Source organism: Bradyrhizobium sp. 956_D2_N1_4 (assembly GCF_052076025.1).
Taxonomy (GTDB): Bacteria; Pseudomonadota; Alphaproteobacteria; order Rhizobiales; family Xanthobacteraceae; genus Bradyrhizobium; species Bradyrhizobium barranii.
Map to the genome: position 1 here is coordinate 6,744,276 of NZ_CP197237.1, position 25,898 is coordinate 6,770,173.

Below are 25,898 nucleotides of genomic sequence, written 5' to 3' on the forward strand. Positions count from 1 at the left end.
ACGACTCCGCGCAAGAAGCAGATCAGGGATGAAGCGTACAGGCAAGAAGACTGCGACCGATCGGAATTTCGTCGTCGCGCTTTCCCGCGGACTAGATGTTTTGCGCGCATTCCAACCCAGCGACGGACTTCTCGGCAACCAGGAGATCGCCGCGCGGACGAACCTGCCCAAGCCGACCGTTTCGCGCCTGACCTACACGTTGACGAAGCTCGGTTATCTGACACCGGTTCCCCGTTTCGAGAAGTATCAGCTCGCACCTGCCGCGATGGCGCTCGGCTATGCGGCGTTATCCAATCTCGGCGTTCGGCATTTGTCCGAGCCATTTCGCGAGGAATTGATGCGCGCGACCGGCGGCGCCGTCGCGATCGGCGGCCGCGACCGTCACAGCATGATCTATTTCGGGCAAAGTCGCGGCAGCGAGACGGTCGGCGTTCAACTGGACGTCGGCTCCCGCGTGCCGATTGCAACCAGCGCGATGGGCCGCGCCTATTTCTGGGCGCTCGACGAAGAAGGCCGCGCCGAGGTGTCCCGCATCCTGCGCGAACATTACGGCAGCCGCTGGCCGAAGATGCGCGACGGACTGGAACGTTCCGGCGAGACCGTCGCGAAATACGGTTTCGCGATGTCCGTCGGCGACTGGCACGACGACATCGGCGCCGCCGGCGTCGCGCTCAAGCTCAACGACGGAACCGGACCTTACGCATTCAATTGCGGCGCGCCCGCATTCCGCTTCACGGAAGAGCGTTTGATCAACGACATTGGACCGCGTCTGCTGGCGATGGTAAGGAACATTGAAGCGGCACTCGGGGGACTGATGCCGCAATCCAAAAAAGAAGTCAGCAAAAAGCTGAAATCAGGAGGAAAAGTTGCGCGTGTGGCCGAGGGGTTCAGATAGCCTTTGTCATCACCGGGAGCGGTTCGCATCGCCCCTTCGCCCACTGACGTGTGTGGGCGAGACGAGATGACGCAGGCACAGCTCGCGCGGGGGACATCGCCCCTGCTCGCGGTTCGCGACGTCAGCGTCGTGTTCGGCGGCATCATCGCGCTCAACGGCGTGTCCTTTGACATGCACAAGGGCCAGATCCTCGGATTGATCGGCCCCAACGGCGCCGGCAAGACCACGCTCTTCAATTGCCTCTCGCGGCTCTATCAGCCGTCGTCGGGCGACATCCTGATGGAAGGCGTGAGCATCCTGTCGCGGCCTCCGCACCGGATCGCCGAGATCGGCATCGGCCGCACCTTCCAGAACGTGGCGCTGTTTCCGAACCTCTCGGTGATGGACAACGTCCGCGTCGGCGCCCATTCGAAGACCTCCAGCGACATCATCAGCGACTCGCTTCGGCTCGCCTGGGTCCGGCGCAGCGAGACCGAGGTCAACAAGAAGGTGCAGGAGATCCTCGCCTATCTCAAGCTCGAGGACGTCGCCCACACCATCGTGTCCGGCCTGCCCTTCGGCACGCAGAAACGCGTCGAGCTGGCGCGCGCGCTCGCGGCCGACCCGAAGATCCTGCTGCTAGACGAGCCGGCTGGCGGCCTCAACCACGAGGAAGTCTATCTGCTCGGCGACCTCATCCGCCGCATCCGCGACGACCGCCACATGACCGTGCTGCTGGTCGAGCACCACATGGGCCTCGTGATGTCGATCGCCGACCACGTCGTCGCGCTGAATTTCGGCAAGAAGCTCGCGGAAGGCACGCCGGCCCAGGTGCAGGCGGACCCCGACGTCATCAAGGCCTATCTCGGGAGCAAGGACCAATGACGACGCTGCTCAACGTCAAGGACCTGCGCGCCTATTACGGCCAGGTTCAGGCGCTCCATGGCCTGTCCTTCTCGCTCAACGAAGGATCGTTGACGACGCTGCTCGGCGCCAATGGCGCCGGCAAGACCACCACCCTGCGCGCGATCTGCAACATGGTGCGTTCCACCGGCGCGATCGAGTTCGAAGGCAAGCCGCTCAGCAACCGCTCCACCGAGAGCATCGTGCGGTTCGGCATCGCCCACGTACCTCAGGGCCGCGGCACCTTCACGACCATGACGGTCGAGGAGAACCTCCAGCTCGGGGCCATCACCCGCAAGGACAGCGCCGGCATCGTTTCCGACATCGAGCGCATGTACGCGCATTTCCCGGTGCTCAAGCAGCGCCACACCCAGCAGGCCGGCACGCTCTCGGGCGGCGAGCAGCAGATGCTCGCGGTCGCACGCGCGCTGATGCTGCGACCGCGCCTGATGCTGCTCGACGAGCCGTCCTTCGGACTGGCGCCGCTGGTCGTGCGCGACCTGTTCGGCATCCTCGGCAAGATCAACCGCGAGGACAAGGTGTCGATCCTGGTGGTCGAGCAGAACGCCCAGCTCGCGCTCGAGCTCGCCGACCAGGCCTATGTGATCGAGACCGGACGCATCGTGATGTCGGGCAATGCCAAGGACATCGCGAACAACGAAGAAATCCGCAAATCCTATCTGGGTTACTGAGGAGCCGGCACGATGGAGCTGTTCACCAACCAAGTGCTGGCCGGCATCGCCACGGGCGCGATCTACGCCTGCATGGCGCTCGCCGTGGTCATGATCTACCAGGCGATCGACCATCTCAACTTCGCGCAGGGCGAGATGGCGATGTTCTCGACCTTCATCTCCTGGCAGCTGATGCAATGGGGCGTGCCTTACTGGGCCGCCTTCATCCTCACGCTGGCGCTCTCCTTCGTCGCCGGCATCGCGATCGAGCGCATTCTGTTCAAGCCGCTGGCGAAAGCGCCGGTGCTGACCAACGTCGCCGGCTTCATCGCCCTGTTTGCGATCATCAACTCCTCGGCCGGCCTGATCTGGGACTTCACCATCAAGCAGTACCCGACCCCGTTCGGCTCCGCGCCGTTCCTGGGCAGCCAGCTGATCTCGACCCACCAGGCCGGCATGATCGGCGTCACGGTGCTGCTGCTGCTCGGCCTCTACTTCTTCTTCCAGTACACGCGCATCGGCCTGGCCATGCGCGCGGCCGCCTCGGTGCCTGAATCGGCCCGCCTCGTCGGCATCAATACGAGCTGGATGATCGCGCTCGGCTGGGGCATGGCGACAGCGATCGGCGCGATCGCCGGCATGCTGATCGCCCCTGTCGTGTTCCTCGAGCCCAACATGATGGGCGGCGTGCTGATCTACGGCTTTGCCGCCGCCGTGCTTGGCGGTCTCACCAGCCCGTTCGGCGCCGTGGTCGGCGGCTTCCTGGTCGGGATCTTCGAGAACCTCGCCGGCACCTACATCCCCGGCGTCGGCAATGAGCTGAAGCTCCCGATCGCGCTCGCGCTGATCATCTCCGTCCTGGTCGTCAAACCCGCTGGCCTGTTCGGCCGGCACATCGTCAAGCGAGTTTGATCATGAGCGCTGCAGAAGAAGTCGTTGCAGAAGGCCACGAGGCGGTCGAGGCTGTTCCGAAGCGGGCCATGACGCTGGGCACCGGCACCTCGCTGGTGGTGCTCGCGGCACTGCTGATCGCACCCGTTTTCGTCAAGAACTTCATCATCTTCCAGATGACGATGCTCCTGATCTACGGGCTCGCGGTGCTGGCGCTGAACATCCTGACCGGCGGAAGCGGCCAGTTCTCGCTCGGCCAGAGCGCGTTCTACGCGGTCGGTGCCTATACGACAGCGGTGCTGATGGAGCACTTCAACGTCAATTACGCGCTGACGCTGCCGATCGCCGGCGTCGTCTGTTTCGGCTTCGGCTTCCTGTTCGGGCAGCCGGCGCTGCGGCTCTCCGGCGTCTACCTCGCGCTTGCGACCTTCGCGCTCGCCACCGCCATGCCGCAGCTCCTCAAGCTGAACTTCCTCGAGCACTGGACCGGCGGCGTGCAGGGCCTCGTCGTCACCAAGCCGGATGCGCCGTTCGGCCTGCCGATGTCGCAGGACATGTGGCTGTATTACTTCACGCTCGTGGTCGTGATTGCGATCTACATCTTCTCGGTGAACCTGCTGCGCTCCCGCTCGGGCCGCGCTTTCATGGCGATCCGCGACAACGAGATCGCGGCCTCCGCGATGGGCGTCGACGTCGCGCTGTACAAGACGCTGGCCTTCGGCGTCTCCGCCGCCATCACCGGCATCGCCGGCTCGCTTGGCGCCATCGCGGTGCAGTTCGTCGCGCCCGACAGCTACACCATCACGCTCGCAATCTCGCTGTTCCTCGGCATGGTCGTCGGCGGCGTCGGCTGGCTGCCCGGCTCGATCGTCGGCGCCGCCTTCATCATCTTCGTGCCGAACATCGCGGAGGGTATCTCCAAGGGCCTCTCCGGCGCGGTGTTCGGCGTGCTCCTGTTCCTCGTCATCTACCTCGTGCCGCATGGCGCAAGGCAAGTCGCGATCATGGGCCAGCAACTCGCCGGTCGGCTCAGGAAGAACTGAAACGTCCATCCAGACTGTTGTTTTAACCAAGGAGACCCAATTGCTTTTCGGAAGAATACTGCGAACCACCGCACTCGTAACGGCGGTCGCGATCCTCACCTCCGGCGCAGCACTTGCCCAGAAGAAATACGACACCGGCGCGTCCGATACCGAGATCAAGATCGGCAACATCATGCCGTACAGCGGTCCGGCGTCGGCCTATGGCATCATCGGCAAGACCGAAGAAGCCTATTTCAAGATGATCAACGACAAGGGCGGCATCAACGGCCGCAAGATCAACTTCGTCACCTATGACGACGCCTATTCGCCGCCGAAGGCCGTCGAGCAGGTCCGCAAGCTGGTCGAGAGCGACGAAGTGCTGGCCGTGTACAATCCGCTCGGCACGCCCTCGAACACCGCGATCCAGAAGTACCTGAACGCCAAGAAGATCCCGCAGCTGTTCGTCGCCACCGGCGCCACCAAGTGGAACGACGCGAAGAACTTCCCCTGGACCATCGGCTGGCAGCCCTCCTACCAGAGCGAAGCGCAGATCTACGCGAAATGGCTGATGAAGGAAAGGCCGAACGCCAAGGTCGCGATCCTCTACCAGAACGACGATTTCGGCAAAGACTACCTCAAGGGCACCAAGGACGGTCTCGGCGCCAAGGGCGCGTCCATGATCATCATGGAGGAGAGCTACGAGATCTCCGAGCCGTCGATCGATGGCCACATCGTCAAGATCAAGGCCGCCAATCCCGACGTGCTGCTGATCTACGCGACGCCGAAGTTCGCGGCCCAGACCATCAAGAAGACCGCCGAGCTCAGCTGGAAGCCGCTCCAGATCCTCACCAACGTGTCGATCTCGGTCGGCAGCGTGATGAAGCCGGCCGGCTTCGAGGCCTCGCAGGACGTGCTGTCGGCGGCCTATGCCAAGGATTCCACCGACCCGCAGTGGAACAACGATCCCGGCATGAAGAAGTGGAACGAGTTCGTCGACAAGTACATGCCCGGCGCCGACAAGACCGACACCGGCATGGTCTACGGCTATGGCGCGGCGTCGACCCTGGTCAAGACGCTGGAGATGTGCGGTGACGACCTCACCCGCGCCAACCTGATGAAGCAGGCCGCTTCCTTGAAGGATTTTGCACCGGACACGCTGCTGCCCGGCGTCAAGATCAACACCAGCGCCACCGACTTCGCCCCGATTTCGCAGCTCCAGATGCAGCGCTTCAAGGGCGAGAAGTGGGAATTGTTCGGCGAGATCATCAGCGGCGACGTCGCCTCCGAGTGACGCTGACGCAATAGTCCAAGTCTGGTCAGTTCAAGTCTAGTCAAATCTGACAAAGCCCCCGCGGGCGACCGCGGGGGCTTTTTGTTGACGTCAGGCGTCAATCTTGTTCAATGCGGCGCCGATCCATTCCGGGTGGAGAAAGATGACTGTCGTTCGATTTCAGGTTGCGGCCGTTTCGGCCGCGCTCGCGTTGTGCACTGCGGTGAGCAGCCCGGCACTGGCGCAAAAGAAATACGACAGCGGCGCTTCCGATACCGAGATCAAGATCGGCAACATCATGCCCTATAGCGGGCCGGCCTCCGCCTATGCCGCGATCGGCAAGACCGAGGAAGCCTATTTCAACAAGATCAATGCCGAGGGTGGCATCAACGGCCGCAAGATCAAGTTCATCTCCTACGACGACGGCTATTCGCCGCCGAAGACGGTGGAGCAGGCGCGCAGGCTGGTCGAGAGCGACGGCGTGCTGCTGATCTTCGGCTCGCTCGGCACCTCCACCAACGGCGCCATCCGCAAATACATGAACGAGAAGAAGGTGCCGCAGCTGTTCGTGGCGAGCGGCGCCTCCAAGTGGAATGATCCGAAGCAATATCCGTGGACCATGGGCTGGCAGCCGAGCTACGCCAGCGAGGCGCGCATCTACGCCAAATACATCATGAAGGAGAAGCCGGACGCGAAGATCGGCGTGCTCTACCAGAACGACGATTTCGGCAAGGACTATCTGAGAGGGCTGAAGGACGGCTTAGGGGCCAAGGCGTCGATGATCGTGCTCGAAGACGGCTACGACACGTCGGAGCCCGCGATCGACGAGCACGTCGTGAAGCTGAAGGCCTCGGGCGCCGACGTCTTCCTCAGCATCACCACGCCGAAATTCGCGGCGCAGGCGATCAAGAAGGCGGCCGAGATCAACTGGCATCCGGTCCACATCATCTCCAACGTCTCGGCGTCGGTCGGCGGCGTGCTCGAGCCCGCGGGCCTGGAGATCTCGCAAGGCATCCTGTCGGCGAGCTACACCAAGGACGGCTCCGACCCGCAATGGAATGCCGATGACGGCATGAAGAAGTTCTATAACTTCCTCGCGCAGTACGACCCCAAGGCCAACAAGCTCGATGCCGGCGTGGTGTTCGGCTATGCCGCGGCCCAGACCATGGTGAAGGTGCTGCAGATGTGCGGCGACGACCTTACCCATGAGAACGTCATGAAGCAGGCCGCTTCCTTGAAGGATTTCGAGCCCGACACGCTGCTGCCCGGCATCAAGATCAACACCTCCGCCGATAATTTCGCCCCGATCGAGCAGCTCCAGATGATGCGGTTCAAGGGCAGGAAATGGGAGCTGTTCGGCGACATCATCTCGAGCGAGCTCGGCCACTGAAGCCGCGCAACTCAAAATCGCCTCCGACTAATTAATCAACTCAAGACAGCGGGGCCGTCTCGCAGTCGCACACGAGCGCGCGCCGGTCCTTGACTACTAAAGGAGCAGCCCCTGCGACACAGCCGCGGGGGCTTTCTGTTGAAGGCTCCCGGTAAATCGTATTGAATTGCCTCCGCGCCGCCAAAAATCATCAAGCCAAGAAAAGGGACGCACACACACCAAGAAAATAGGGAGATAGGAATGCCCGCTGTCACCGGCAAACTTGCGGCCGCGTCACTGGCGCTTGCGCTCATTGCGGCCTCGGCCTCCACTGCATCGGCCCAGAAGAAATACGATACCGGCGCGACCGACACCGAAATCAAGATCGGCAACATCATGCCCTACAGCGGACCGGCTTCCGCCTACGGCATCATCGGGCGGACCGAAGCCGCCTATTTCAAGAAGATCAACGACGAGGGCGGCATCAACGGCCGCAAGATCAATTATATCTCCTATGACGACGCCTACTCGCCGCCGAAGACGGTGGAGCAGGCCCGCAAGCTGGTCGAGAGCGACGAGGTGCTGTTCATCTTCAACTCGCTCGGCACGCCGCCGAACTCGGCGATCCACAAATACATGAACTCGAAGAAGGTGCCGCAGCTGTTCGTCGCGACCGGCGCCACCAAGTGGAACGATCCGCAGAACTTCCCCTGGACGATGGGCTGGCAACCCAATTACCAGAGCGAGACGCAGATCTATGCGAAGTGGCTCCTGAAGAACAAGCCGGACGCCAAGATCGCGGTGCTTTACCAGAACGACGATTACGGCAAGGACTACCTCAAGGGCCTCAAGGATGGCCTCGGCTCGAAAGCCGCCTCGATGATCGTCATCGAAGAGAGCTACGAGACCTCCGAGCCGACCATCGACAACCACATCGTCAAGCTGAAGTCGACCGGTGCCGACGTCTTCATGAACATCACGACGCCGAAATTCGCCGCGCAAGCGATCAAGAAGAATTCCGAGATCGGCTGGAAGCCGCTGCACTTCCTCAACAACGTCTCCGCTTCGGTCGGTAGCGTGATGAAGCCCGCCGGCTTCGAGAACGGCCAGGACATCATCTCGGCCGACTATCTCAAGGACGTGTCGGATCCCGCGTGGAACAACGACCCCGGCATGAAGGAGTTTCTGGCGTTCATGACCAAATACTTCCCCGAGGGCGACAAGCTCGATAAGGGCACGATCGTCGGCTATGCCGTGGCGCAGACACTGGTCCAGGTCTTGAAGCAGTGCGGTGACAATCTCACGCGCGAGAACATCATGAAGCAAGCGGCGAACGTGAAGGACTTCCGCACCGAGGCGCTGCTGCCGGGCGTGAAGGTCAACACCTCGCCGACCGATTTCGCGCCGATCAGCCAGCTTCAACTCGAGAAGTTCAAGGGCGAGAAGTGGGAGCTGTTCGGAGACGTGATCAGCGCCGACGTCGGCGGCTAACCCCAAACGACAGAGAGCCCCCTGCGCGGCCATCGCAGGGGGCTTTTGCTTGCGCGCCGATTATGATCACGCGATTGCACAATCGAATGATGGTAAAGCCTGCTTACGCTTTGGCGCCTGATGCGGTAGGCAGGGAGCCGGCGATTTTGTCGCCATCATTTCAGTTCGCTGAAGGCCTTCGTCATGACCGACCGACGTCCCCTGCTCCGCGCGCTCTACGACGCCGCCGTTGCCGCCGCCCATCCCAGCACGATTCTGGCGCCGCATCTGCGGCCGGCGCCTAAAGGGCGCGTGATCTGCCTCGCCGCCGGCAAGGGCGCGGCTGCGATGGCCGCGGCCGCCGAGCGGCACTATCTCGACACGCTCAAGCTCGCGCCGGAGCGCCTCGTCGGCATCGCCACCACGCGCCACGGCTACGGCGTGCCGACGCGCCGCATCCGCGTGGTCGAGGCCGGTCACCCCGTGCCCGACGAGGCCGGCCTGAAGGGCGCCGCCGATACGCTCGCGCTCGCTGGCGAGGCCGGGCCCGACGATCTGCTGCTGGTGCTGCTCACCGGCGGCGGCTCGGCGAACTGGATCGCGCCGGTGGACGGCATCAGCTTCGCGCAGAAGCAGGCGGTCAACAAGGCGCTGCTCCGCTCGGGCGCGCCGATCGGCGAGATGAACACGGTCCGGAAACATTTGTCGCGGATCAAGGGCGGCCGGTTGGCGCGCGCCGGCAAGAATGCCGCCGAGATCGTGACGCTCGCGATTTCCGACGTGCCGCACGACGATCCGTCCGCCATTGCTTCCGGCCCCACCGTGCCCGATCCGACCACGCTGGCGGATGCGCGCGCGATCGTCGCGAAGTACAAGCTCGCCATCGACGACGCCGTCCGCCGCGCGCTCGACGACCCCGCCAACGAAAGCTGCAAGCCGGGCGATGCCGCCTTCGCGCGCGCGCATTTCGAGCTGATCGCGCGGCCCAAGCAATCGCTCGACGCCGCGGTGAAGCTCGCCAAGGAAGCGGGTTATGAGACCATCGATCTCGGCGCCGATCTCGAAGGCGAGGCCCGCGAGGTCGCCGCCGATCACGCCAGGCTCGCGCTTGAAGCACGCGCGCAGGGCAAGCGCCTTGCGATCCTCTCCGGTGGCGAGCTCACCGTTACCGTGCGCGGCAATGGGCGCGGCGGCCCCAACCAGGAATATGCGCTGGCGCTCGCCGGCCTGCTGAAGGACACGCCTGACATATCCGCTCTCGCCGGCGACACCGACGGCGCCGATGGCGGCGCCGGCCACCCCACCGATCCCGCCGGCGCGCTGATTGATGCTGCGACGTTCGCGAAGATGAAGGCGCTGGCGCTTCAGCCGCAGGCGTATCTGGACAACAACGACGCGACGACGTTCTTCGAGGCGACCGGCGATCTGCTGATGCCGGGACCGACACTGACGAACGTGAACGATATCAGGGTGATCTTGGTGGATTGAGGCGCCTGCCCAGGTCTCGCTGTCATTCCCCGCGAAGGCGGGGAATCCAGTACGCCGCGGCCTATCGGCTCGATCACAAACGTCTCGGAGTACTGGATCGCCCGGTCAAGCCGGGCGATGACAGCCGGGCCTCAAAACTCGTTCGCGATCTTCGAGAGCATCCCGATCAGGGCTTCGCGGTTGGACTGCCCGAGCAGCTCGTTCAGCCGGGACTCGTGCTTGGTGGCGACCAGCTTTTTCGCCCGGGTCAGCACGGCCTTGCCCTTGTCGGTCAGCACCAGGATGTGCGAGCGGCGGTCGTTGGTGGAGCGGATCCGCGCGCAAAGGTCGCGGCTTTCGAGATTGTCGAGCATCGCCACGAAGTTCGGGCGCAGGATGCCGAGGGTCGAGGCGATCTCGGTCTGGTTACGGCCCGGATTCTTCTCGACCAGCAGCAGCACGGAGAACTGCGCCGGCGTGAGCTGGAGCGAGGCCATGCAGCGCAAAAAGTTCTCGAACACCTTGAGCTGCGCCCGCTTCAGCACGTAGCCGAGTTGCTCGGAGAGCTCGCCAAGCTGGAGGGCTTCAGGCTGGGCCTCGGCCGCGTCCTTGCGGCCCTTGGCCGCGTCGCCGGGCTTTTCAGAAGACTTTTCAGCGGTTTTGGAAACGGTCATCGCCTCGTGCTCGTGATCCCGCTAAATTCGGGGCGGGTCGTCCGCCCCACCCTTGAAGTTATATTTGATAATTGTTATGGACCATATCAAATATCGTCAGCGTTTCAATGGCTGTGAGCGGACCGTCCACCGCAATTGCGGAGCCCGGTCCCGATCTTTGAGGGGGAGCGTCCGGTCTTGAATACCACCATCATGCTGTTCCTGGTACAGGACGGCATCACCAATGGCGCGATCTATGCGCTGCTCGGCCTGGCGCTGGTGCTGGTGTTCGCCGTCACGCGCGTCATCCTCATTCCCCAGGGCGAATTCGTCACCTACGGCGCGCTGACCTATGCCTCGCTGGCCGCGGGCCAGATGCCGGGCACGGCAAAGCTCGCGCTGGCGCTGGGCATCGGCGCTTTCGTGTTCGACCTGTTCGTGGCGCGCAAGGCGCTGCACGGCCGCCTGATCGCGCGCAGCCTCGTCACCAACGTCGTGCTGCCGGCCATCGTGCTGGCGCTGACCATCTACTTCGCCGCCCAGAAGCCGCCGGTGGCGGTCTGCATTGCGCTGTCGCTGGTGATCGTGGCGATGATCGGCCTCTATCTCTACCGCATCGCGTTCCAGCCGCTGGCGCACACCTCCGTGCTGGTGCTGCTGATCGCATCAGTGGGCGTCCACCTCGCGCTGCAGGGCCTCGGCCTGCTGTTCTTCGGCGCCGAAGGCCAGCGCGGGCCTGCCGTGCTGTCCGGCTCCTTCACCGCCGGCGCACTGCGCTTCACCGGCCAGAGCATCACCGTCTACGGCATCACCATCGCCTTCATCGTCGGGCTCTGGCTGTTCTTCGGGCTGACGCTCTACGGCAAGGCGCTGCGCGCGACCGCCGTGAACCGGCTCGGCGCCCGCCTTGCCGGCATCCGCACCACGCTGTCCGGCCAGATCGCCTTCCTGCTGGCCTCCGTCATCGGCGCGCTGTCGGGCATCATGATCGTGCCGATCACGACGCTCTATTACGACTCCGGCTTCCTGATCGGCCTCAAGGGCTTCGTTGCCGCGATCATCGGCGGCCTCGTCAGCTATCCTCTCACCGCCGTCGCGGCGCTGGTCGTCGGCATCGTCGAGGCGTTCTCGTCCTTCTACGCCTCCAACTACAAGGAAGTGATCGTCTTCATGCTGCTGATCCCCGTGCTGCTGCTGCGCTCGCTCGCCGCGCCCGCGGTCGAGGAAGAGAAGGACTGACGCGCATGCAGAGCCGGCTTCCCATCCTCATCTTCGCGCTTCTCATGGCGGCGATCCCGCATCTCCCGGGCATGCCGCCGTTCTGGATCGTGCTGCTCGACAATATCGGCCTTGCCGCCCTCGTCGCGATGGGCCTCGTGCTGCTCACCGGCGTCGGCGGCCTGACCTCGTTTGGCCAGGCGGCTTTCGTCGGCTTCGGCGCCTACACCACCGCGGTGCTGTCGACGGCCTATGGCCTGTCGCCGTGGCTGACCTTGCCGCTATCGCTGTTGGTCAGCGGATCGTTGGCGGTGCTGCTCGGGCTGGTGACCGTCCGTCTCTCCGGGCACTATCTGCCGCTCGGCACGCTCGCCTGGGGGCTGGGCCTGTTCTATCTCTTCAGCAAACTGGAATTCCTGGGGAGAAACGACGGCATCTCGGCGATCCCGCCGCTGTCGATCGGCTCGTTCAAGATGCTTTCGCCCGGCTCGATCTATTACGCGATCTGGGTTGCCGTGATCCTCTCGGCCCTGCTCACGATGAACCTGCTGGATTCCCGCACCGGCCGCGCCATCCGCGCGCTGCGCCGCGGACACGTCGCAGCCGAAGCGTTCGGCGTGCACACGCCGCGCGCAAAGCTCCTGGTATTCATCCACGCCGCGGTGCTCGCCGGCCTCTCCGGCTGGCTCTACGCGCATCTCCAGCGCGCCGTGAACCCGACGCCGTTCGGCGCGCAGGCCGGCATCGAATATCTCTTCATCGCGGTGGTCGGCGGCGCCGGCTATGTCTGGGGCGGCGTGCTGGGCGCGGCGATCGTCGTGGTCCTGAAGGAGGTGCTGCAAAGCTATTTGCCGCTGATCCTGCCCGGCTCCGGGCAGGTCGAGACCATCGTTTTCGGCATCCTGCTGGTGGCGCTGCTCCAGCTTGCGCCCGGCGGCGTCTGGCCCTGGCTGATGTCGTTCCTGCCCGAGCGAACCAGCGGCAAGAAGCCGGACACCTCGCTGAAACTGGAGCAGCGCACCCGCCCGACCGGCCAGTCCGGCGTCCTGCTCCAGGTCGAGAAGGCGCGAAAACAGTTCGGCGGCGTCATCGCGGTCAACAACGTCTCCTTCGACGTGCAGGCCCGCGAGATCGTCGCGTTGATCGGACCGAACGGCGCCGGCAAGAGCACGACATTCAACCTGATCACCGGCGTGCTGTCGGCGACATCAGGCTCGATCTCGGTGCTCGGCAAGAAGGTCGACAGGGCGCCACCGCAGGAGATCGTCAAGCTCGGCATCTCCCGCACCTTCCAGCATGTGAAGCTCGTCCCTGATATGTCCGTGCTGGAGAATGTCGCGATCGGCGCGCATCTGCGCGGCCATTCGGGACCGATCTCCTCGATGCTGCGGCTCGACCGCGCCGACGAAGCGAGGCTGCTTGCGGAGGCCGCCCGCCAGATCGAGCGCGTGGGCCTCGCCGAGCAGATGCATCAGCTCGCAGGCTCGCTCTCGCTCGGCCAGCAGCGCATCGTCGAGATCGCGCGTGCGCTGTGCGTCGATCCGATGCTGCTGCTGCTCGACGAGCCGGCCGCCGGCCTGCGCCACATGGAGAAGCAGCGCCTTGCCGCGCTGCTCCGCGAGCTGCGCGACGGCGGCATGAGCGTGCTCTTGGTCGAGCACGACATGGGCTTCGTGATGAACCTCGCCGACCGCATCGTGGTGCTCGATTTCGGCACCAAGATCGCGGAAGGCACGCCCGCCACGATCAAGACCAATCCCGAAGTGATCAAGGCCTATCTCGGAGTGGCGGCATGAGCGCGCTGTTGTCCGTCGCCGACGCCCATGTCGCCTATGGCAAGGTCGAGGCCGTGCGCTCGGTCTCGCTCGAGGTCGGCGCCAACCAGATCGTCACCATCGTCGGCGCCAATGGCGCCGGCAAGACCACGCTGCTCTCCGCCATCATGGGCATCTTGCCGCTGAAGGGCCGCGTCGCCTTCGCCGGGCAGGATCTGTCACGGCTCGACATCGAGGACCGCGTCGCGATGGGGCTCGGCCTCGTCCCCGAGCACCGCGAGCTGTTCGTGACCATGAATGTCGAGGACAATCTCGAGCTGGGGGCCTTCCGCATCGAGCGGAGCAAGGCGAAAACCTCGATGGAGCGCGTCTACACGCTGTTTCCGCGGCTGAAGGAGCGGCGCAAGCAGTTGGCGGGCACCCTCTCCGGCGGCGAGCAGCAGATGCTCGCGATGGGCCGTGCGCTGATGGGCGAGCCGAAGCTCTTGATGCTGGACGAGCCGAGCCTCGGCCTCGCCCCGATCATCGTCGCCGACATCTTCCGCATCGTCACCGAGCTGCGCGCCAGCGGCGTCTCCGTGCTGCTGGTCGAGCAGAACGCACAGGCTGCGCTGAAGATCGCGGACCAGGCCTATGTGATGGAGCTCGGCGAGTTCGTGCTCAGCGGCAAGGCCAGCGATGTCGCGGCGAACGAGCGCGTCGCGGCCAGCTATCTCGGCTTCCAGCACGAAGGCGCGAGCGTGATCTGATTTCTTGGCTAGCTCCGCTTCCCTTCTCTCGTTGCGGGAGGAGGCGGCTTAGGCGGTCTTCGGCCGCCGTTCTTAAGAACGCCGATGCTTCGCACCGGCTATGGCGCTGGATGAGAGGTTCTCTCCGCGAATTGCGACGTGGGACCATCGCAGGCGGAGAGAAACCCCTCATCCGTCTCGCGGCTACGCCGCGAGCCACCCTCTCCCGCAGGGGGAGAGGGTGTACCGTGCGAGCTGCGCTAGCTTTCGCTTGAAGGCAGACTCGCTTTTCCCTTCAACGCCGCGACCTCCGCTTCCAGCTCCGCGATCCGCTGGTCCCTCGCCGCCAGCGCTGCCGCGACATCCGGCGCATCGAACTTCTGCGGAATGTGCTGCGGGCAGTTGGTGTCCCACGCTGCGATCTTGAACAGGATCACCTGCTCAGGGCGCGCGCGGTACCCCTTGGGCATCAGCGACGTCGTCAGCGCCTCGTCGTCCTCGACGACGCGCGCCTCGCCCCAGATCTTGACGCGGCGGCGATGGGCGTAGTCCATCACGAAGATATAGGCCTTGGGATTCTCGGACAGGTTTCCCTGCGTGATGTATTGCCGGTTGCCGGCGTAGTCCGTGAAAGCCAGCGTCTGCTTGTCCAGCACCTTCAAAAACCCCTTGGGACCGCCGCGGTGCTGGATGTAGGGCTGGCCATCGCCCGACGCGGTCGCGAAATAAAAGCTGTTGGCGTCAGCCAGGAACGCCGCAAGGTTCTCGTCGACCTCGGTGCGCCATCCGCGCTGCTCGGCATGAGCATAGCCTTCGCGTGATCCCTTTCGTGTCTGGATCGATTTCACCGCCGGCGTGAACGCCACGTCGCTGGCGTAGGTGTGAGTTGCCGTCATCGGAACATCTCCTGAAATCCCGGCGCATCCCTGCGTCTTTCGCTGTCTAAGGTGGACCTTCCGGCGGGCAAAACAATCTGGCCACTTGACACTTCATCATTGCAATATATGCGATAATACCATGGACCGCCTCGAAGCCATGCACGTCTTCGTCACCGTCGCCGATCTGCGCGGCTTTGCGCCGGCGGCGCGCAAGCTGCAGCTGTCGCCATCGGCCGTGACGCGGCTGATCGCGGCGTTGGAGGAGCATCTCGGCGCGCGGCTGCTGCAGCGCACCACCCGGCAGGTGAGATTGACCGATGTCGGCACGCGCTATCTGGAGCGCGCGCGGCGCATCCTCGCCGATGTCGAGGAGGCCGACGGCTCCGCGCGCGAGGAGCGCAACCGGCCGAGCGGCCGTCTGGTGGTGTCGGCGCCCCTCGGCTTCGGGCGGCTGCATGTCTCGCCGGTCATGACCGATTATCTCAAGCGCTATCCGGAGGTCACGGCCGAGCTCAGGCTCTCGGACAACCTCGTCAATCTCGTCGAGGACGCAGTCGATGCCGCGGTGCGGATCGGCCATCTCGCCGATTCTTCGCTGGTCGCACGCCAGGTCGGCGAGATGCGGCGGATCACGGTGGCGACGCCGGGCTACCTGAAGCGCCACGGCGAGCCGAAGACGCCACAGGAATTGCTCGCGCACCAGACCATCGCGTTCGGCCCCTACGCCAATTGGCAATTCGTGCAGGACGGCCGCGATATCGAGTGGACGCCGACGCCACGTTTTACCAGCAACAGCGCCGACGCCGCCCTGCAATATGCAGAAGCCGGCGGCGGCATGACGCGCGTGCTGGCCTATCAGGCCGCGGAGGGGTTGAAGCGCGGGCGGCTGAAAATCGTGCTGGCGAAATACGAGCAGCCGGCGCTGCCGATCCATATCGTCTATCCGAACTCGCGCCTGCTCTCGGCCAAGGTGCGCGCCTTCATCGATCTCGTGGTGGAGACGGCGGAGTGGAGGTTTGGGTGAGGTCTCCCTCTCCGTCATGGCCGGGCTTGTCCCGGCCATCCACGTTCTTTGACGCGGAAAGTCAGAACGTGGATGCCCGGGACAAGCCCGGGCATGACGACGGAAAGGCCGGGGGCTCATCCCTTCTTCGGCACCACGCGGAACGTCCCGCTCGCGCGTGCGATCACGACGTCGTCGGCCTTTGCGAGACTCTGCGCGAAACAGATCGTCTTGCCGGTCCGGATCACGTCGCTCTCGATCGTAAGCCACTGGCCGATCTCGGCGGAGCCGACGAAATCGACCGTGAGCGAGATCGTGACGAACGAGGTGGTCCAGTTCGTCATCTGCGCGCAGCTATAGCCCATGGCGTTGTCCGCGAGTGCGGCGATGAGGCCGCCATGGATCAGGCCGCGGCCGTTGGTGTGCGGCCTGGCGAGACGCAGACCGATGATCACGGCCTTGTCGGTTTTCTTCGCGTAGAGCGGCTCCCACGGCTCGGTGAGCGGACTCTTGCGGGAAAGCGGCTCGAAGCCGTCGGGGATGTCGGTGTCGGTCATAGCGTGTCTCGCGTTGCTGGCTGGCGCCATTGAACGCGATGGACGTGACGGACGCATCACCTACAAAGTTTTAAACGGAATTTGCGCGGGTGTTTGAAATGACCTCCGGCGTTGCCTCACGAAGATTGTCATCACCCGCGAAATCGGGTGATCCAGTATCCCAGAGACGGTGACGTGATACGGAGAAGCCGCGGCGTACTGGATGCCCCGCCTCCGCGGGGCATGACAGCTGTTGTCAAAACGGCAGCCCCACATAGTTCTCCGACAGCGACGTCATCGCGGCCTGCGACTGCGTCACGTAGTCGAGCTCGGCGAGCTGGATGCGCCCGCCGATGGTGCCGGTGTCGGGGAATTTGTGCAGCATCGAGGTCATCCACCAGGAGAAGCGCACCGCTTTCCAGACCCGCGCCAGCGCCGTGGCGGAATAGGCGTCGATGCCGGCGTTGGATTTCTCGTCGTAGAATTCGCGGAGTGCGTTCGACAGATAATGCGCATCGCTGGCAGCTAAGTTCAGGCCCTTCGCGCCGGTCGGCGGCACGATGTGGGCGGCGTCGCCGCACAGGAACATCGTGCCGAACCGCATCGGCTCGGCGACGAAGCTGCGCAGCGGCGCAATGCTCTTCTCGATCGAGGGCCCCGTGACGAGACTGTCGGCGGCCTCCTGATCAAGCCGGCGCTTCAATTCGTCCCAGAATCGGTCGTCCGGCCATTGGTCGACATGGTCGTCGAGCGCGCACTGCACATAGTAGCGGCTGCGCTTGGTCGAGCGCATGGTGCAGAGCGCGAAGCCGCGGGCGTGGTTGGAATAGATCAGCTCGTGGCTGACAGGGGGCGTCTCCGAGAGGATGCCGAGCCAGCCGAACGGGTAGATCCGCTCGAATTCCTCGATCGCCGTGGCCGGGACGCTGGCGCGGCTGACGCCGTGAAAGCCATCGCAGCCGGCGATGAAGTCGCAATCGATCGTGTGGGTGACCCCGTCCTTGACATAGGTGACGCGCGGCCGACTGCCGTCGAAATCGTGCGGCTGAACGTCCTTGGCCTCGTAGACCGAGGTGAGACCCGCGGCCTTGCGCGCATTCATCAGGTCGAGCGTGACCTCGGTCTGGCCATAGATCATGACCGTCTTGCCGGTCGCGGCCTTCATGTCGATGCGGTGACGGCGGCCGGAAAAGGCGAGCTCGATGCCTTCATGCACCAGGCCTTCGGCATGCGCCCGCGCGCTGGCGCCGATCTGGTCGAGCAGCGCGACGGTTCCCTCCTCGAGGAGGCCGGCACGGATGCGGCCGAGCACGTAGTCCGGGCTCTGCCGCTCCAGAATCACGTTGTCGATGCCGTATTGGTGCAGCAGTTGCCCAAGCAACAATCCGGCCGGCCCGGCCCCGATGATTGCGACTTTTGTCCGCAATACTTGCTCCTCCCGATCCTGTAGGTTTTCGCCGCGGCTCGCTTGTCGCGTCGGTCCGCGCAAGATAATTATATCATATAATCGTTGGGCAAAAGGGGAGTGCGCCCGAGCAGCGACAAATCCATGCAACATGGCTGACGTAGATGACGCGGCGGCACGCCGCGCCAGTTCCGGCTTGAACGCGCCGGCAAATTATATAACATGTTAATTAATGAGACCGGGCCGTCGAAGCCCGCCGTCGAAACAGGGAGAGACGACCGATGAGGAGAGCCTGTCTGGCGTTGCTGCTGGCAGCAAGCGTGAGCCCCGCGTTCGCGCAGGACAAGACCTTCGACCTGAAGGTTTCGCACTGGGTGCCGGCGTCGCACCCGCTGCAGAAGTCCCTGGAAGACTGGGTGGCCGCGGTGAATAAGGATTCCGGCGGCACCATCACGGGCAAGGTGTTTCCCGCCCAGCAACTCGGCAAGGCATTCGACCATTACGACATGGCGCGCGACGGCATCGCCGACGTCACCTACGTCAATCCCGGCTATCAGCCCGGCCGCTTCCCGATCGTCGGCGCCGGCGAATTGCCGTTCCTGATCTCGGACGCCAAGGGCGGCTCGATGGGCCTGGACGCCTGGTACCGCAAATATGCCGAGAAGGAGATGAAGGACGTCAAATACTGCCTCGCCTTCGTCCACTCGCCTTCGTCGTTCCATTCCAAGACGAAGAAGATCGTGATGCCGGAGGACGTGAAGGGCCTGAAGATCCGTCCCGCGCACGCCACCATGGCGAATTTCGTCACCTCGCTCGGCGGCACCAATGTGCAGTCCTCCGCGCCCGAAGTGCGCGACATCATCGAGCGCGGCGTCGCCGACGGCGTCACCTTCCCCTGGGGCTCGCTGGTGCTGTTCGGCATCGACAAGGTGACCAAGTACGACATGGAGGCGCCGCTCTACACCACGACCTTCGTGTTCGTGATCAACAAGGACAAGTACAACGCGATGTCCGACAAGCAGAAGGCCGCGATCGACAAGAACTGCTCGACCGAGATGGCCGGCGTGGTCGGCGAGCACTGGGGCAAGTTCGAGGACGCCGGCGTCGACAAGGTCAAGGCGGAAGCCGGCCACGAGGTCTACAAGCTGACGCCGGAGCAGACCGCCGCCTGGAAGAAGGCCGCCGATCCCTTGGTCAAGACCTGGGGCGACGGCGCCAAGAAGGCCGGCGCCGATCCGGACGCGGCGCTTAGCGAGCTGAAGGCGTCGCTGAAGAAGTACAACGCGCTGGCGGAGTAGCGCCAAGCTGCGGCCGCGGCCAGCTCTCTTCTTCCCCCTCTCCCCGTTCTTACGGGGAGTGGGTTGGGGTGAGGGGCTGCTTCCGCAGAGACGGTGACAGCTCGATTCGCGGAGAGTCCCCCTCACCCGAATTCGAGCGACGCTCGAATTCGACCTCTCCCCGCAAGCGGGGCGAGGTGAAGTGCGCGGCGAGACCGAGATCAAACAATGACAGCACACGACGTGACACCCCCCATGAAGCGCTCCTGGATGGACCGCATCATTGACACGATCGAATGGATCGCGGCCGGCTTCGTCGGCATCGTCGCGCTCGACATCTTCCTGTCGGTGCTGCTGCGCAACACGCTGAACTACTCGATCCCCGACTCGTTCGATATCGGTCGCATGCTGCTCGGCATTCTCATTTTCTGGGGCATCGCGGCGACGTCCTATCGCGGCACCCACATCACGGTCGACCTCATCTGGGGCAATGTCGGGCCGCGCTATCAGCGCTGGATCGACGTGTTCGCGACCCTGGTGCTGCTGTTCGTCGTCACCGTGCAGACCTGGACGCTGTTCGACAAGGTGCGCGGCACCTACAACGACAACGTCCAGACCTTCGACATGCACATGCCGACCTGGCCGTTCTTCGCGGTCGCCTGGATCGGCGACGTCTCCGCGGTGCTGCTGATCGCGATCCGCACCTACCGCCTGATCTTCCATCCCGAAGACATGCACGATCCCAAATTGAAGGCGACGGAGTAATCATGAGCACCGATGCCGTCGCCTTAATCGGCTTCGTTTCCCTGTTCGTCCTGATGCTGCTGCGCGTGCCCGTCGGCATGGCCATGGGCCTCGTCGGCGTGTCCGGCTTCGCCTATCTCGTCAACGGGACGGCGGCGCTGAAGCTGGTCGGCCAGACCTCGATGCGCACGGTCACCGACTACACGTTCGGCGTCATCCCGATGTTCCTGCTGATGGGCTCCTTCGTCAGCAATTCCGGCATGAGCCGCGAGCTGTTCCGCGCCGCCAACGGCTTCGTCGGGCACCTGCGCGGCGGGCTCGGCATCGCCACCGTCGGCGCCTGCGGCGGCTTTGCCGCGATCTGCGGCTCCTCCGTCGCGACCGCCGCGACCTTCTCCGCCGTCGCCTACCCCGAGATGCGCCGCTTCGGCTATCCGCAGTCGTTCGCCACCGGCGTGATCGCCGCCGGCGGCACGCTGGGCGCGATGCTGCCGCCGTCCACCGTGCTCGCGGTCTACGGCATCATCACCGAGCAGGACATCGGAAAGCTTTTCATCGCCGGCATCATTCCGGGCCTGCTGGCAATGACCATGTACATGATCACGATCTTCCTGATCGGTCATTTCCGCCCGGACTTCCTGCCCAAGGGCAAGGTGCTGCCGTGGCGCGAGCGCTTCGCGGGCCTGAAGGACATCTGGGCGCCGGTCTTGCTGTTCGTCTTCGTCATCGGCGGCCTCTACGGCCTGCCGTTCCTGCCGCGCTTCACGCCGACCGAAGCCGGCGGCGTCGGCGCCGCGGGCGCCTTCATCATCGGCGTTGTCACCGGGCGGCTCGACCGCGAGAAGATTTTGGCCTCGCTGCTGCAGGCGACGCGCACCGCGGCCGCCGTGTTCACCGTGCTGATCGGCGCGCTGATCTTCGGCTATTTCCTCACGGTGACGCAGACGCCGCAGAAGGTCACCGAATTCCTCACCGGTCTCGGCCTCGGCCCCTACGGCGTGCTGGCGCTGATCATGGTGATGTATCTCGTGCTCGGCTGCCTGATGGACGCCATGGCGATGATCATCCTCACCGTGCCGATCATTTTTCCCGTGATCACGCATCTCGGGTTTGATCCGATCTGGTTCGGCGTCATCATCGTGATGACCGTCGAGCTCGGCCTGATCCATCCGCCGGTCGGGATGAACGTCTTCGTCATAAAAAGCGTGGTGAAGGACGTTTCCTTCTCCACGATCTTCAAGGGCGTGATCCCGTTCGTGGCGACGGATCTGGTGCGGCTGGTGATTTTGATCGCGTTCCCGCTGCTGGCAACCTGGCTGCCGACACGGATGATGGCGCACTAGTGAACGCCTACGGCGCGACGCGCTGTTGTCCCCTCTCCCCTTGTGGGAGAGGGTGGCTCGCCGCGGAGCGGCGAGACGGGTCAGGGTATCTCTCCGCCCGCACACTTGCGTTTGCGGAGACAACCCCTCATCCGGCGCTTCGCGCCACCTTCTCCCACAAGGGGAGAAGGAAGATCACTGCGCTTAGCGCAATAGATTGGAGAGAAGCGATGACCACACCGGCGCTCGAGACCAAATACGTCTTCACCGTCACCGCAAAAATCGGCGACGTCATCACGGCCGGCGAGACCGGCATCGGCGTCCGCCGCATCATCCCGATTATCGGCGGCGAGGTGACGGGCGCGATCACCGGCAAGGTGCTGCCGTTCGGCGCCGACTTCCAGACCATCCGGCCCAACGAGCTGATCGATCTCGAAGCCAAATACGCCTTCGAAACGGATGACGGCGCCATCGTCTATGTCGAGAACAAGGGCATGCGCTTCGGCCCGGTCGAGCTGCTGCAAAAGCTCAAGCGTGGTGAGCCGGTCGATCCGAAGCTGATTTACTTTCGCACGGTCCCGCAATTCGAGACGGGGCACGAAAAATATCGCTGGCTGATGGAGCACATCTTTGTCGGCTCAGCCGCACGCCATGCGGACCGCGTGGTGATCGACGTGCATCAGGTGCTGTGAGAAGCCTGCCACCTCGTCATTGCGAGCGCAGCGAAGCAATCCAGGATCTTTCCGCGGAGAGACTCTGGATTGCTTCGCTGCGCTCGCAATGACGGTGGATGCGGCAACAGCAGCGTATCACAAGGCCGTAGAGACCCCTGACCGCCGGATGAGATCCAGGCAATTCAATCCCCGCTGGGGGGATATCCTCCCCGCCCTCCTTGACTCCCCCAGAATTCGTTATACAACATAACTATTCTGACAAGGACGCAAATGACACAGGGAAACGCCGAGACCGCTGACGCGGGCGCCTCCGGGCTTTTGAGGATCGAGCGGGCGGACCGGGTTCTGACCGTGGGCCTGAACCGGCCGGCCAAGCGCAATGCGCTCAATGACGGCATTATCCTCGAAATCGGCGAGTGCTTTGCCTCCCTGCCCGAGGATATCGGCGCGGTCGTCATCCACGGCATCGGCGATCATTTCTCCTCCGGTCTCGACCTCTCCGAGCTCCAGGACCACGACGCGACCGGCGGCCTCCTGCATTCCCAGATGTGGCACCGGGTGTTCGACCGCATCCAGTACAGCCGCGTGCCCGTGATCGCTGCGCTCCGGGGCGCGGTGATCGGCGGCGGGCTGGAGCTGGCCTGTGCCGCCCATATCCGCGTCGCCGAGCCCTCGACCTATTTCGCCCTGCCGGAAGGGCAGCGCGGCATCTTCGTCGGCGGCGGCGGCTCGGTGCGACTGCCGCGGCTGATCGGCGTTGCCAGGATGATGGACATGATGCTGACCGGCCGCGTCTATAGCGCGACCGAAGGCGCGTCCTACGGCTTTACGCAATATGTGACGGAGGCCGGCAACGGGCTCGGCAAGGCGCTGGAGCTTGCAACCAAGGTCGCCTCCAACGCGCCGCTGACGAACTTCGCCGTGCTCCAGGCGCTGCCGATGATCGCGGAGGCCAATCCGCAGGCCGGCCTGTTGATGGAATCGCTGATGGCAACAGTTGCGCAGAGCGACAAAGAGGCAAAACGCAGGATCCGCGAATTCCTCGAACACAAGACCGCAAAGGTGAAGCCGAAGTCATGAGCGGACAGCCGTCCTCTTCCAGCATGGAGCGCGGCGCGAGCACTTCCCCGCTGCGGCCCATTTCGTTCGGCGATCCCGTCGTCAACATCGAGCGGCGCGACGACGGCACGATTTATCTGCGGCCCAAACAGCCGCTCGGCGACTATCCGGTCCGCCTCACCGACCGCCTGCATCATTGGGCCAAGACGACGCCGGACCGCGTCTTCATGGCCGAGCGCGAAGGCGGCCGCGGCTGGCGCAAGATCACTTACGCCGAGCTGCTCGCCGCGAGCCGGCACATTGCCTCCGGCCTGATTGCGCGCGGCCTGTCGGCGGAGCGGCCGGTCGTCATCCTCTCAGGCAATTCGATCGACCACGCGCTGCTGGCGTTCGGCGCGTTCTATGCCGGCATTCCGTTCTGCCCGGTGTCGCCGGCCTATTCGCTGGTGTCGAAGGATTACGGCAAGCTGTCTTACCTGATGAAGCTGCTGACGCCCGGCCTCGTCTTTGCCGAGGATGCGGGCAAGTTCGCGGACGCGCTCGCCGCCAATGTCTCGCTCGGCACCGAGATCGCCGCGTCCTGGGGCAGCGTGCCGGATCGCGACGTCACCCTGCTCGCCGACCTCATGGCGACGCCGCTTCGCAGCGATCTCGACGCGATACACGACAAAATCGGCCCCGACACGATCGCAAAGTTCTTGCTGACGTCGGGCTCGACCGGCAATCCCAAGGCCGTCATCAACACCCAGCGCATGATCTGCGCCAACCAGGTGATGCTGCGCGAGACGCTCGCCTTCCTCAAGGACGAGCCCCCGGTCATCATCGACTGGCTGCCCTGGAATCACACCTTTGGCGGCAACCACAATATCGGGCTGACGCTCTACAATGGCGGCTCGATGTATCTCGACGCCGGCAAGCCGGTGCCGGGCGGCATCGAGGAGACCGTGCGCAATCTCCAGGAGATTTCGCCGACGGTCTATTTCAACGTCCCCAAGGGCTATGAATCGCTGCTGCCGTATTTGCGCGACGACCAGGGCCTGCGCGCAAAGTTCTTCGACCGGCTGCACGCGATGTTCTTCTCGGGCGCCGCGCTGTCGCCGTTCGTCTGGAACAGCCTCGACGAGCTCGCGGTGAAGGAGAAGGGCTACCGCGTGCCGATGCTGACGGGCCTTGGCGCCACCGAGACCGCGCCGTTCTTCATGTCGGTCAATCCGCGCACGAGCCGGTCCGGCCATGTCGGGCTGCCCGTGTCGGGCAATGACGCCAAGCTGGTGCCGAACAACGGCAAGATGGAAGTGCGTGCCAAGGGGCCGAACGTGATGCCCGGCTATTGGCGCCAGCCCGACATCACCGCAAAATCCTTCGACGAGGAAGGATTCTACAAGATGGGCGACGCGCTCAAGCCCGTCGATCCCGATGATCTCAACGCCGGCTTCGATTTCGACGGCCGCGTCAGCGAGGACTTCAAGCTCGGCAGCGGAACCTGGGTCAGTGTCGGCCCGCTGCGCGCGCGCTTCGTCGCGGCCTGCGCGCCGCTGGTGCGCGACGTCGTCATCGCCGGCATCAACCGCGACGAAATCTCCGCGCTGGTGCTGCTCGATCTCGACGGCTGCCGGCTGATCAATCCGACGCTGCCGGCCGACGATCTCACCGTCACGGCCCGCGACCGGCTGGTACGTGAGGCCTTCCGCGAGCGCCTGACGCGCTTTCTGTCTTCGGCCACCGGTTCCTCGACGCGGATCACGCGCGCGATCCTGCTGGATACGCCGCTCTCGATCGACAAGGGCGAGGTCACCGACAAGGGCTCGATCAACCAGCGCGCGGTGCTGGAACATCGCGACGCGCTGATCGAGGAGCTCTACGCTGCCAATCCATCGGACCGTGTGATATCGGTCGGCTAAGAAACCATCGCCAAAGGAGAACGCCATGTTGTTGAAGGATCAGGCAGTCATCGTTACCGGCGGTGCATCGGGACTGGGCGCGGCGACCGCGCGAAAGCTGGCGGCGCAGGGCGCCAAGGTCGCGGTGTTCGACCTCAATGCCAAGCTCGCGGAGACCGTCGCGGCCGAGCTCAAGGGCGTCGCCGTGACCTGCGACGTCTCCGATGCCGCCTCGGCTGAGGCTGCGATCACGCAGGCGACCAAGGCGCATGGACCCGCGCGCGTGCTGGTGAACTGCGCCGGCATCGGCGTCGCCAAGCGCGTGGTCGGCCGCGACGGGCCGATGGCCCTTGCCGATTTCGACAAGGTGATCAAGGTCAACCTCATCGGCACCTTCAACATGCTGCGCCTCGCCGCGACCGAGATGTCCAAGCTCGAGCCGCAGGCGACCGGCGAGCGCGGCGTCATCATCAATACGGCGTCCGTTGCCGCCTATGACGGCCAGATCGGCCAGTCGGCCTATTCGGCCTCCAAGGGCGGCATCGTCGGCATGACGCTGCCGATCGCGCGCGAGCTCGCGCAGTTCGGCGTCCGCGTGCTGACGATCGCGCCCGGCCTGTTCCTGACGCCGCTGCTCGCCAACCTGCCGCAGGAAGCCCAGGACTCGCTCGCCGCCGCGATCCCGTTCCCGCGCCGGCTCGGCCACGCCGACGAGTTCGCCGCGCTCGCGCTGCACATGGTCGAGAACTCGTACCTGAACGGCGAAGTGGTGCGCCTCGACGGCTCGCTGCGCATGGCGCCAAAGTAAG

The 25,898-nt window shown here is 64.3% G+C and carries 24 protein-coding genes; 20 read left to right on the top strand and 4 right to left on the bottom strand.

From position 1 onward, the window contains the following. Positions 1 to 28 precede the first annotated feature (28 nt). The 9 genes from AB7535_RS31895 (at position 29) to AB7535_RS31935 (ending at position 9,958) form a co-directional block, all read left to right on the top strand. A complete protein-coding gene (locus AB7535_RS31895) occupies positions 29 to 895 on the top strand; it encodes an IclR family transcriptional regulator (RefSeq protein WP_028151937.1) in 867 nt (288 codons plus the stop codon). A 66-nt stretch (positions 896 to 961) separates the two neighbouring features. After that, positions 962 to 1,759: an ABC transporter ATP-binding protein gene (locus tag AB7535_RS31900; RefSeq protein ID WP_166345288.1), complete on the top strand. Its 798-nt coding sequence runs from the start codon at positions 962 to 964 to the stop codon at positions 1,757 to 1,759. Then, positions 1,756 to 2,469 carry an ABC transporter ATP-binding protein gene (locus AB7535_RS31905; protein WP_014498266.1) on the top strand — a complete coding sequence of 238 codons (714 nt, stop codon included), beginning with the start codon at positions 1,756 to 1,758 and terminating at the stop codon, positions 2,467 to 2,469. The genes AB7535_RS31900 and AB7535_RS31905 overlap by 4 nt, the downstream gene beginning before the upstream one ends. 12 nt (positions 2,470 to 2,481) lie before the next feature. After that, positions 2,482 to 3,360, top strand: a complete 879-nt coding sequence (locus AB7535_RS31910) for a branched-chain amino acid ABC transporter permease (RefSeq protein WP_063980940.1) — start codon at positions 2,482 to 2,484, stop codon at positions 3,358 to 3,360. A gap of 2 nt (positions 3,361 to 3,362) precedes the next feature. Continuing rightward, complete coding sequence (locus tag AB7535_RS31915) at positions 3,363 to 4,382, top strand: branched-chain amino acid ABC transporter permease (protein WP_166345291.1); 1,020 nt, start codon at positions 3,363 to 3,365, stop codon at positions 4,380 to 4,382. A gap of 40 nt (positions 4,383 to 4,422) precedes the next feature. Beyond that, positions 4,423 to 5,652 carry an ABC transporter substrate-binding protein gene (locus AB7535_RS31920; protein ID WP_231143884.1) on the top strand — a complete coding sequence of 410 codons (1,230 nt, stop codon included), beginning with the start codon at positions 4,423 to 4,425 and terminating at the stop codon, positions 5,650 to 5,652. Between the two features lie 142 nt (positions 5,653 to 5,794). Beyond that, complete coding sequence (locus tag AB7535_RS31925; protein WP_231143883.1) at positions 5,795 to 7,021, top strand: ABC transporter substrate-binding protein; 1,227 nt, start codon at positions 5,795 to 5,797, stop codon at positions 7,019 to 7,021. A gap of 240 nt (positions 7,022 to 7,261) precedes the next feature. Continuing rightward, positions 7,262 to 8,491 carry an ABC transporter substrate-binding protein gene (locus tag AB7535_RS31930; RefSeq protein ID WP_231143882.1) on the top strand — a complete coding sequence of 410 codons (1,230 nt, stop codon included), beginning with the start codon at positions 7,262 to 7,264 and terminating at the stop codon, positions 8,489 to 8,491. Between the two features lie 183 nt (positions 8,492 to 8,674). Further along, positions 8,675 to 9,958 carry a glycerate kinase type-2 family protein gene (locus AB7535_RS31935; RefSeq protein WP_231143881.1) on the top strand — a complete coding sequence of 428 codons (1,284 nt, stop codon included), beginning with the start codon at positions 8,675 to 8,677 and terminating at the stop codon, positions 9,956 to 9,958. Between the two features lie 131 nt (positions 9,959 to 10,089). Here AB7535_RS31935 and AB7535_RS31940 read toward each other — a convergent pair whose 3' ends face one another. Beyond that, complete coding sequence (locus AB7535_RS31940; protein WP_038933532.1) at positions 10,090 to 10,611, bottom strand: MarR family winged helix-turn-helix transcriptional regulator; 522 nt, start codon at positions 10,609 to 10,611, stop codon at positions 10,090 to 10,092. A 177-nt stretch (positions 10,612 to 10,788) separates the two neighbouring features. Between AB7535_RS31940 and AB7535_RS31945 the strand changes: the two genes are divergently transcribed. The 3 genes from AB7535_RS31945 to AB7535_RS31955 are packed head-to-tail and all read left to right on the top strand — an operon-like array spanning position 10,789 to position 14,332. Continuing rightward, the gene (locus tag AB7535_RS31945; protein ID WP_231143880.1) at positions 10,789 to 11,829 is read left to right on the top strand and encodes a branched-chain amino acid ABC transporter permease; all 1,041 of its coding nucleotides are present in this window, start codon (positions 10,789 to 10,791) and stop codon (positions 11,827 to 11,829) included. 5 nt (positions 11,830 to 11,834) lie between these two features. Next, entirely contained in the window at positions 11,835 to 13,604 is a 1,770-nt protein-coding gene (locus tag AB7535_RS31950) for a branched-chain amino acid ABC transporter ATP-binding protein/permease (protein WP_231143879.1), read from the top strand. Beyond that, the gene (locus AB7535_RS31955) at positions 13,601 to 14,332 is read left to right on the top strand and encodes an ABC transporter ATP-binding protein (RefSeq protein ID WP_063980934.1); all 732 of its coding nucleotides are present in this window, start codon (positions 13,601 to 13,603) and stop codon (positions 14,330 to 14,332) included. The genes AB7535_RS31950 and AB7535_RS31955 overlap by 4 nt, the downstream gene beginning before the upstream one ends. A 239-nt stretch (positions 14,333 to 14,571) precedes the next feature. Here the strand turns inward: AB7535_RS31955 and AB7535_RS31960 are convergent, their stop codons facing one another. Next, complete coding sequence (locus AB7535_RS31960; RefSeq protein ID WP_231143878.1) at positions 14,572 to 15,207, bottom strand: pyridoxamine 5'-phosphate oxidase family protein; 636 nt, start codon at positions 15,205 to 15,207, stop codon at positions 14,572 to 14,574. A gap of 121 nt (positions 15,208 to 15,328) precedes the next feature. Between AB7535_RS31960 and AB7535_RS31965 the strand changes: the two genes are divergently transcribed. Then, a complete protein-coding gene (locus AB7535_RS31965; RefSeq protein ID WP_231143877.1) occupies positions 15,329 to 16,213 on the top strand; it encodes a LysR family transcriptional regulator in 885 nt (294 codons plus the stop codon). 116 nt (positions 16,214 to 16,329) lie between these two features. Here AB7535_RS31965 and AB7535_RS31970 read toward each other — a convergent pair whose 3' ends face one another. Together AB7535_RS31970 and pobA are read right to left on the bottom strand one after the other, a co-directional pair. Further along, entirely contained in the window at positions 16,330 to 16,749 is a 420-nt protein-coding gene (locus AB7535_RS31970) for a PaaI family thioesterase (RefSeq protein ID WP_231143876.1), read from the bottom strand. 235 nt (positions 16,750 to 16,984) lie between these two features. Further along, a complete protein-coding gene (gene pobA / locus AB7535_RS31975) occupies positions 16,985 to 18,154 on the bottom strand; it encodes a 4-hydroxybenzoate 3-monooxygenase (RefSeq protein ID WP_231143875.1) in 1,170 nt (389 codons plus the stop codon). 260 nt (positions 18,155 to 18,414) lie between these two features. Here pobA and AB7535_RS31980 point away from each other — a divergent pair, with 260 nt between their 5' ends. The 7 genes from AB7535_RS31980 to AB7535_RS32010 all read left to right on the top strand — a co-directional run bounded on the left by AB7535_RS31980 (position 18,415) and on the right by AB7535_RS32010 (position 25,897). Continuing rightward, positions 18,415 to 19,431 carry a TRAP transporter substrate-binding protein gene (locus AB7535_RS31980; protein WP_231143874.1) on the top strand — a complete coding sequence of 339 codons (1,017 nt, stop codon included), beginning with the start codon at positions 18,415 to 18,417 and terminating at the stop codon, positions 19,429 to 19,431. A gap of 234 nt (positions 19,432 to 19,665) precedes the next feature. Beyond that, on the top strand, positions 19,666 to 20,175 hold the full coding sequence (locus tag AB7535_RS31985; RefSeq protein WP_231145481.1) for a TRAP transporter small permease: 510 nt from the start codon (positions 19,666 to 19,668) through the stop codon (positions 20,173 to 20,175). 2 nt (positions 20,176 to 20,177) lie between these two features. Beyond that, positions 20,178 to 21,497, top strand: coding sequence for a TRAP transporter large permease (locus AB7535_RS31990; protein WP_028151951.1), 1,320 nt, complete (start codon positions 20,178 to 20,180; stop codon positions 21,495 to 21,497). Positions 21,498 to 21,706: 209 nt separating this feature from the next. Then, the gene (locus AB7535_RS31995; RefSeq protein ID WP_231143873.1) at positions 21,707 to 22,168 is read left to right on the top strand and encodes a DUF3237 domain-containing protein; all 462 of its coding nucleotides are present in this window, start codon (positions 21,707 to 21,709) and stop codon (positions 22,166 to 22,168) included. A 252-nt stretch (positions 22,169 to 22,420) separates the two neighbouring features. Beyond that, positions 22,421 to 23,230: a crotonase/enoyl-CoA hydratase family protein gene (locus tag AB7535_RS32000; RefSeq protein ID WP_063980927.1), complete on the top strand. Its 810-nt coding sequence runs from the start codon at positions 22,421 to 22,423 to the stop codon at positions 23,228 to 23,230. Further along, a complete protein-coding gene (locus AB7535_RS32005) occupies positions 23,227 to 25,110 on the top strand; it encodes a feruloyl-CoA synthase (protein WP_231143872.1) in 1,884 nt (627 codons plus the stop codon). The genes AB7535_RS32000 and AB7535_RS32005 overlap by 4 nt, the downstream gene beginning before the upstream one ends. A gap of 25 nt (positions 25,111 to 25,135) precedes the next feature. Beyond that, a complete protein-coding gene (locus tag AB7535_RS32010; RefSeq protein ID WP_038933541.1) occupies positions 25,136 to 25,897 on the top strand; it encodes a 3-hydroxyacyl-CoA dehydrogenase in 762 nt (253 codons plus the stop codon). Position 25,898 lies beyond the last annotated feature (1 nt).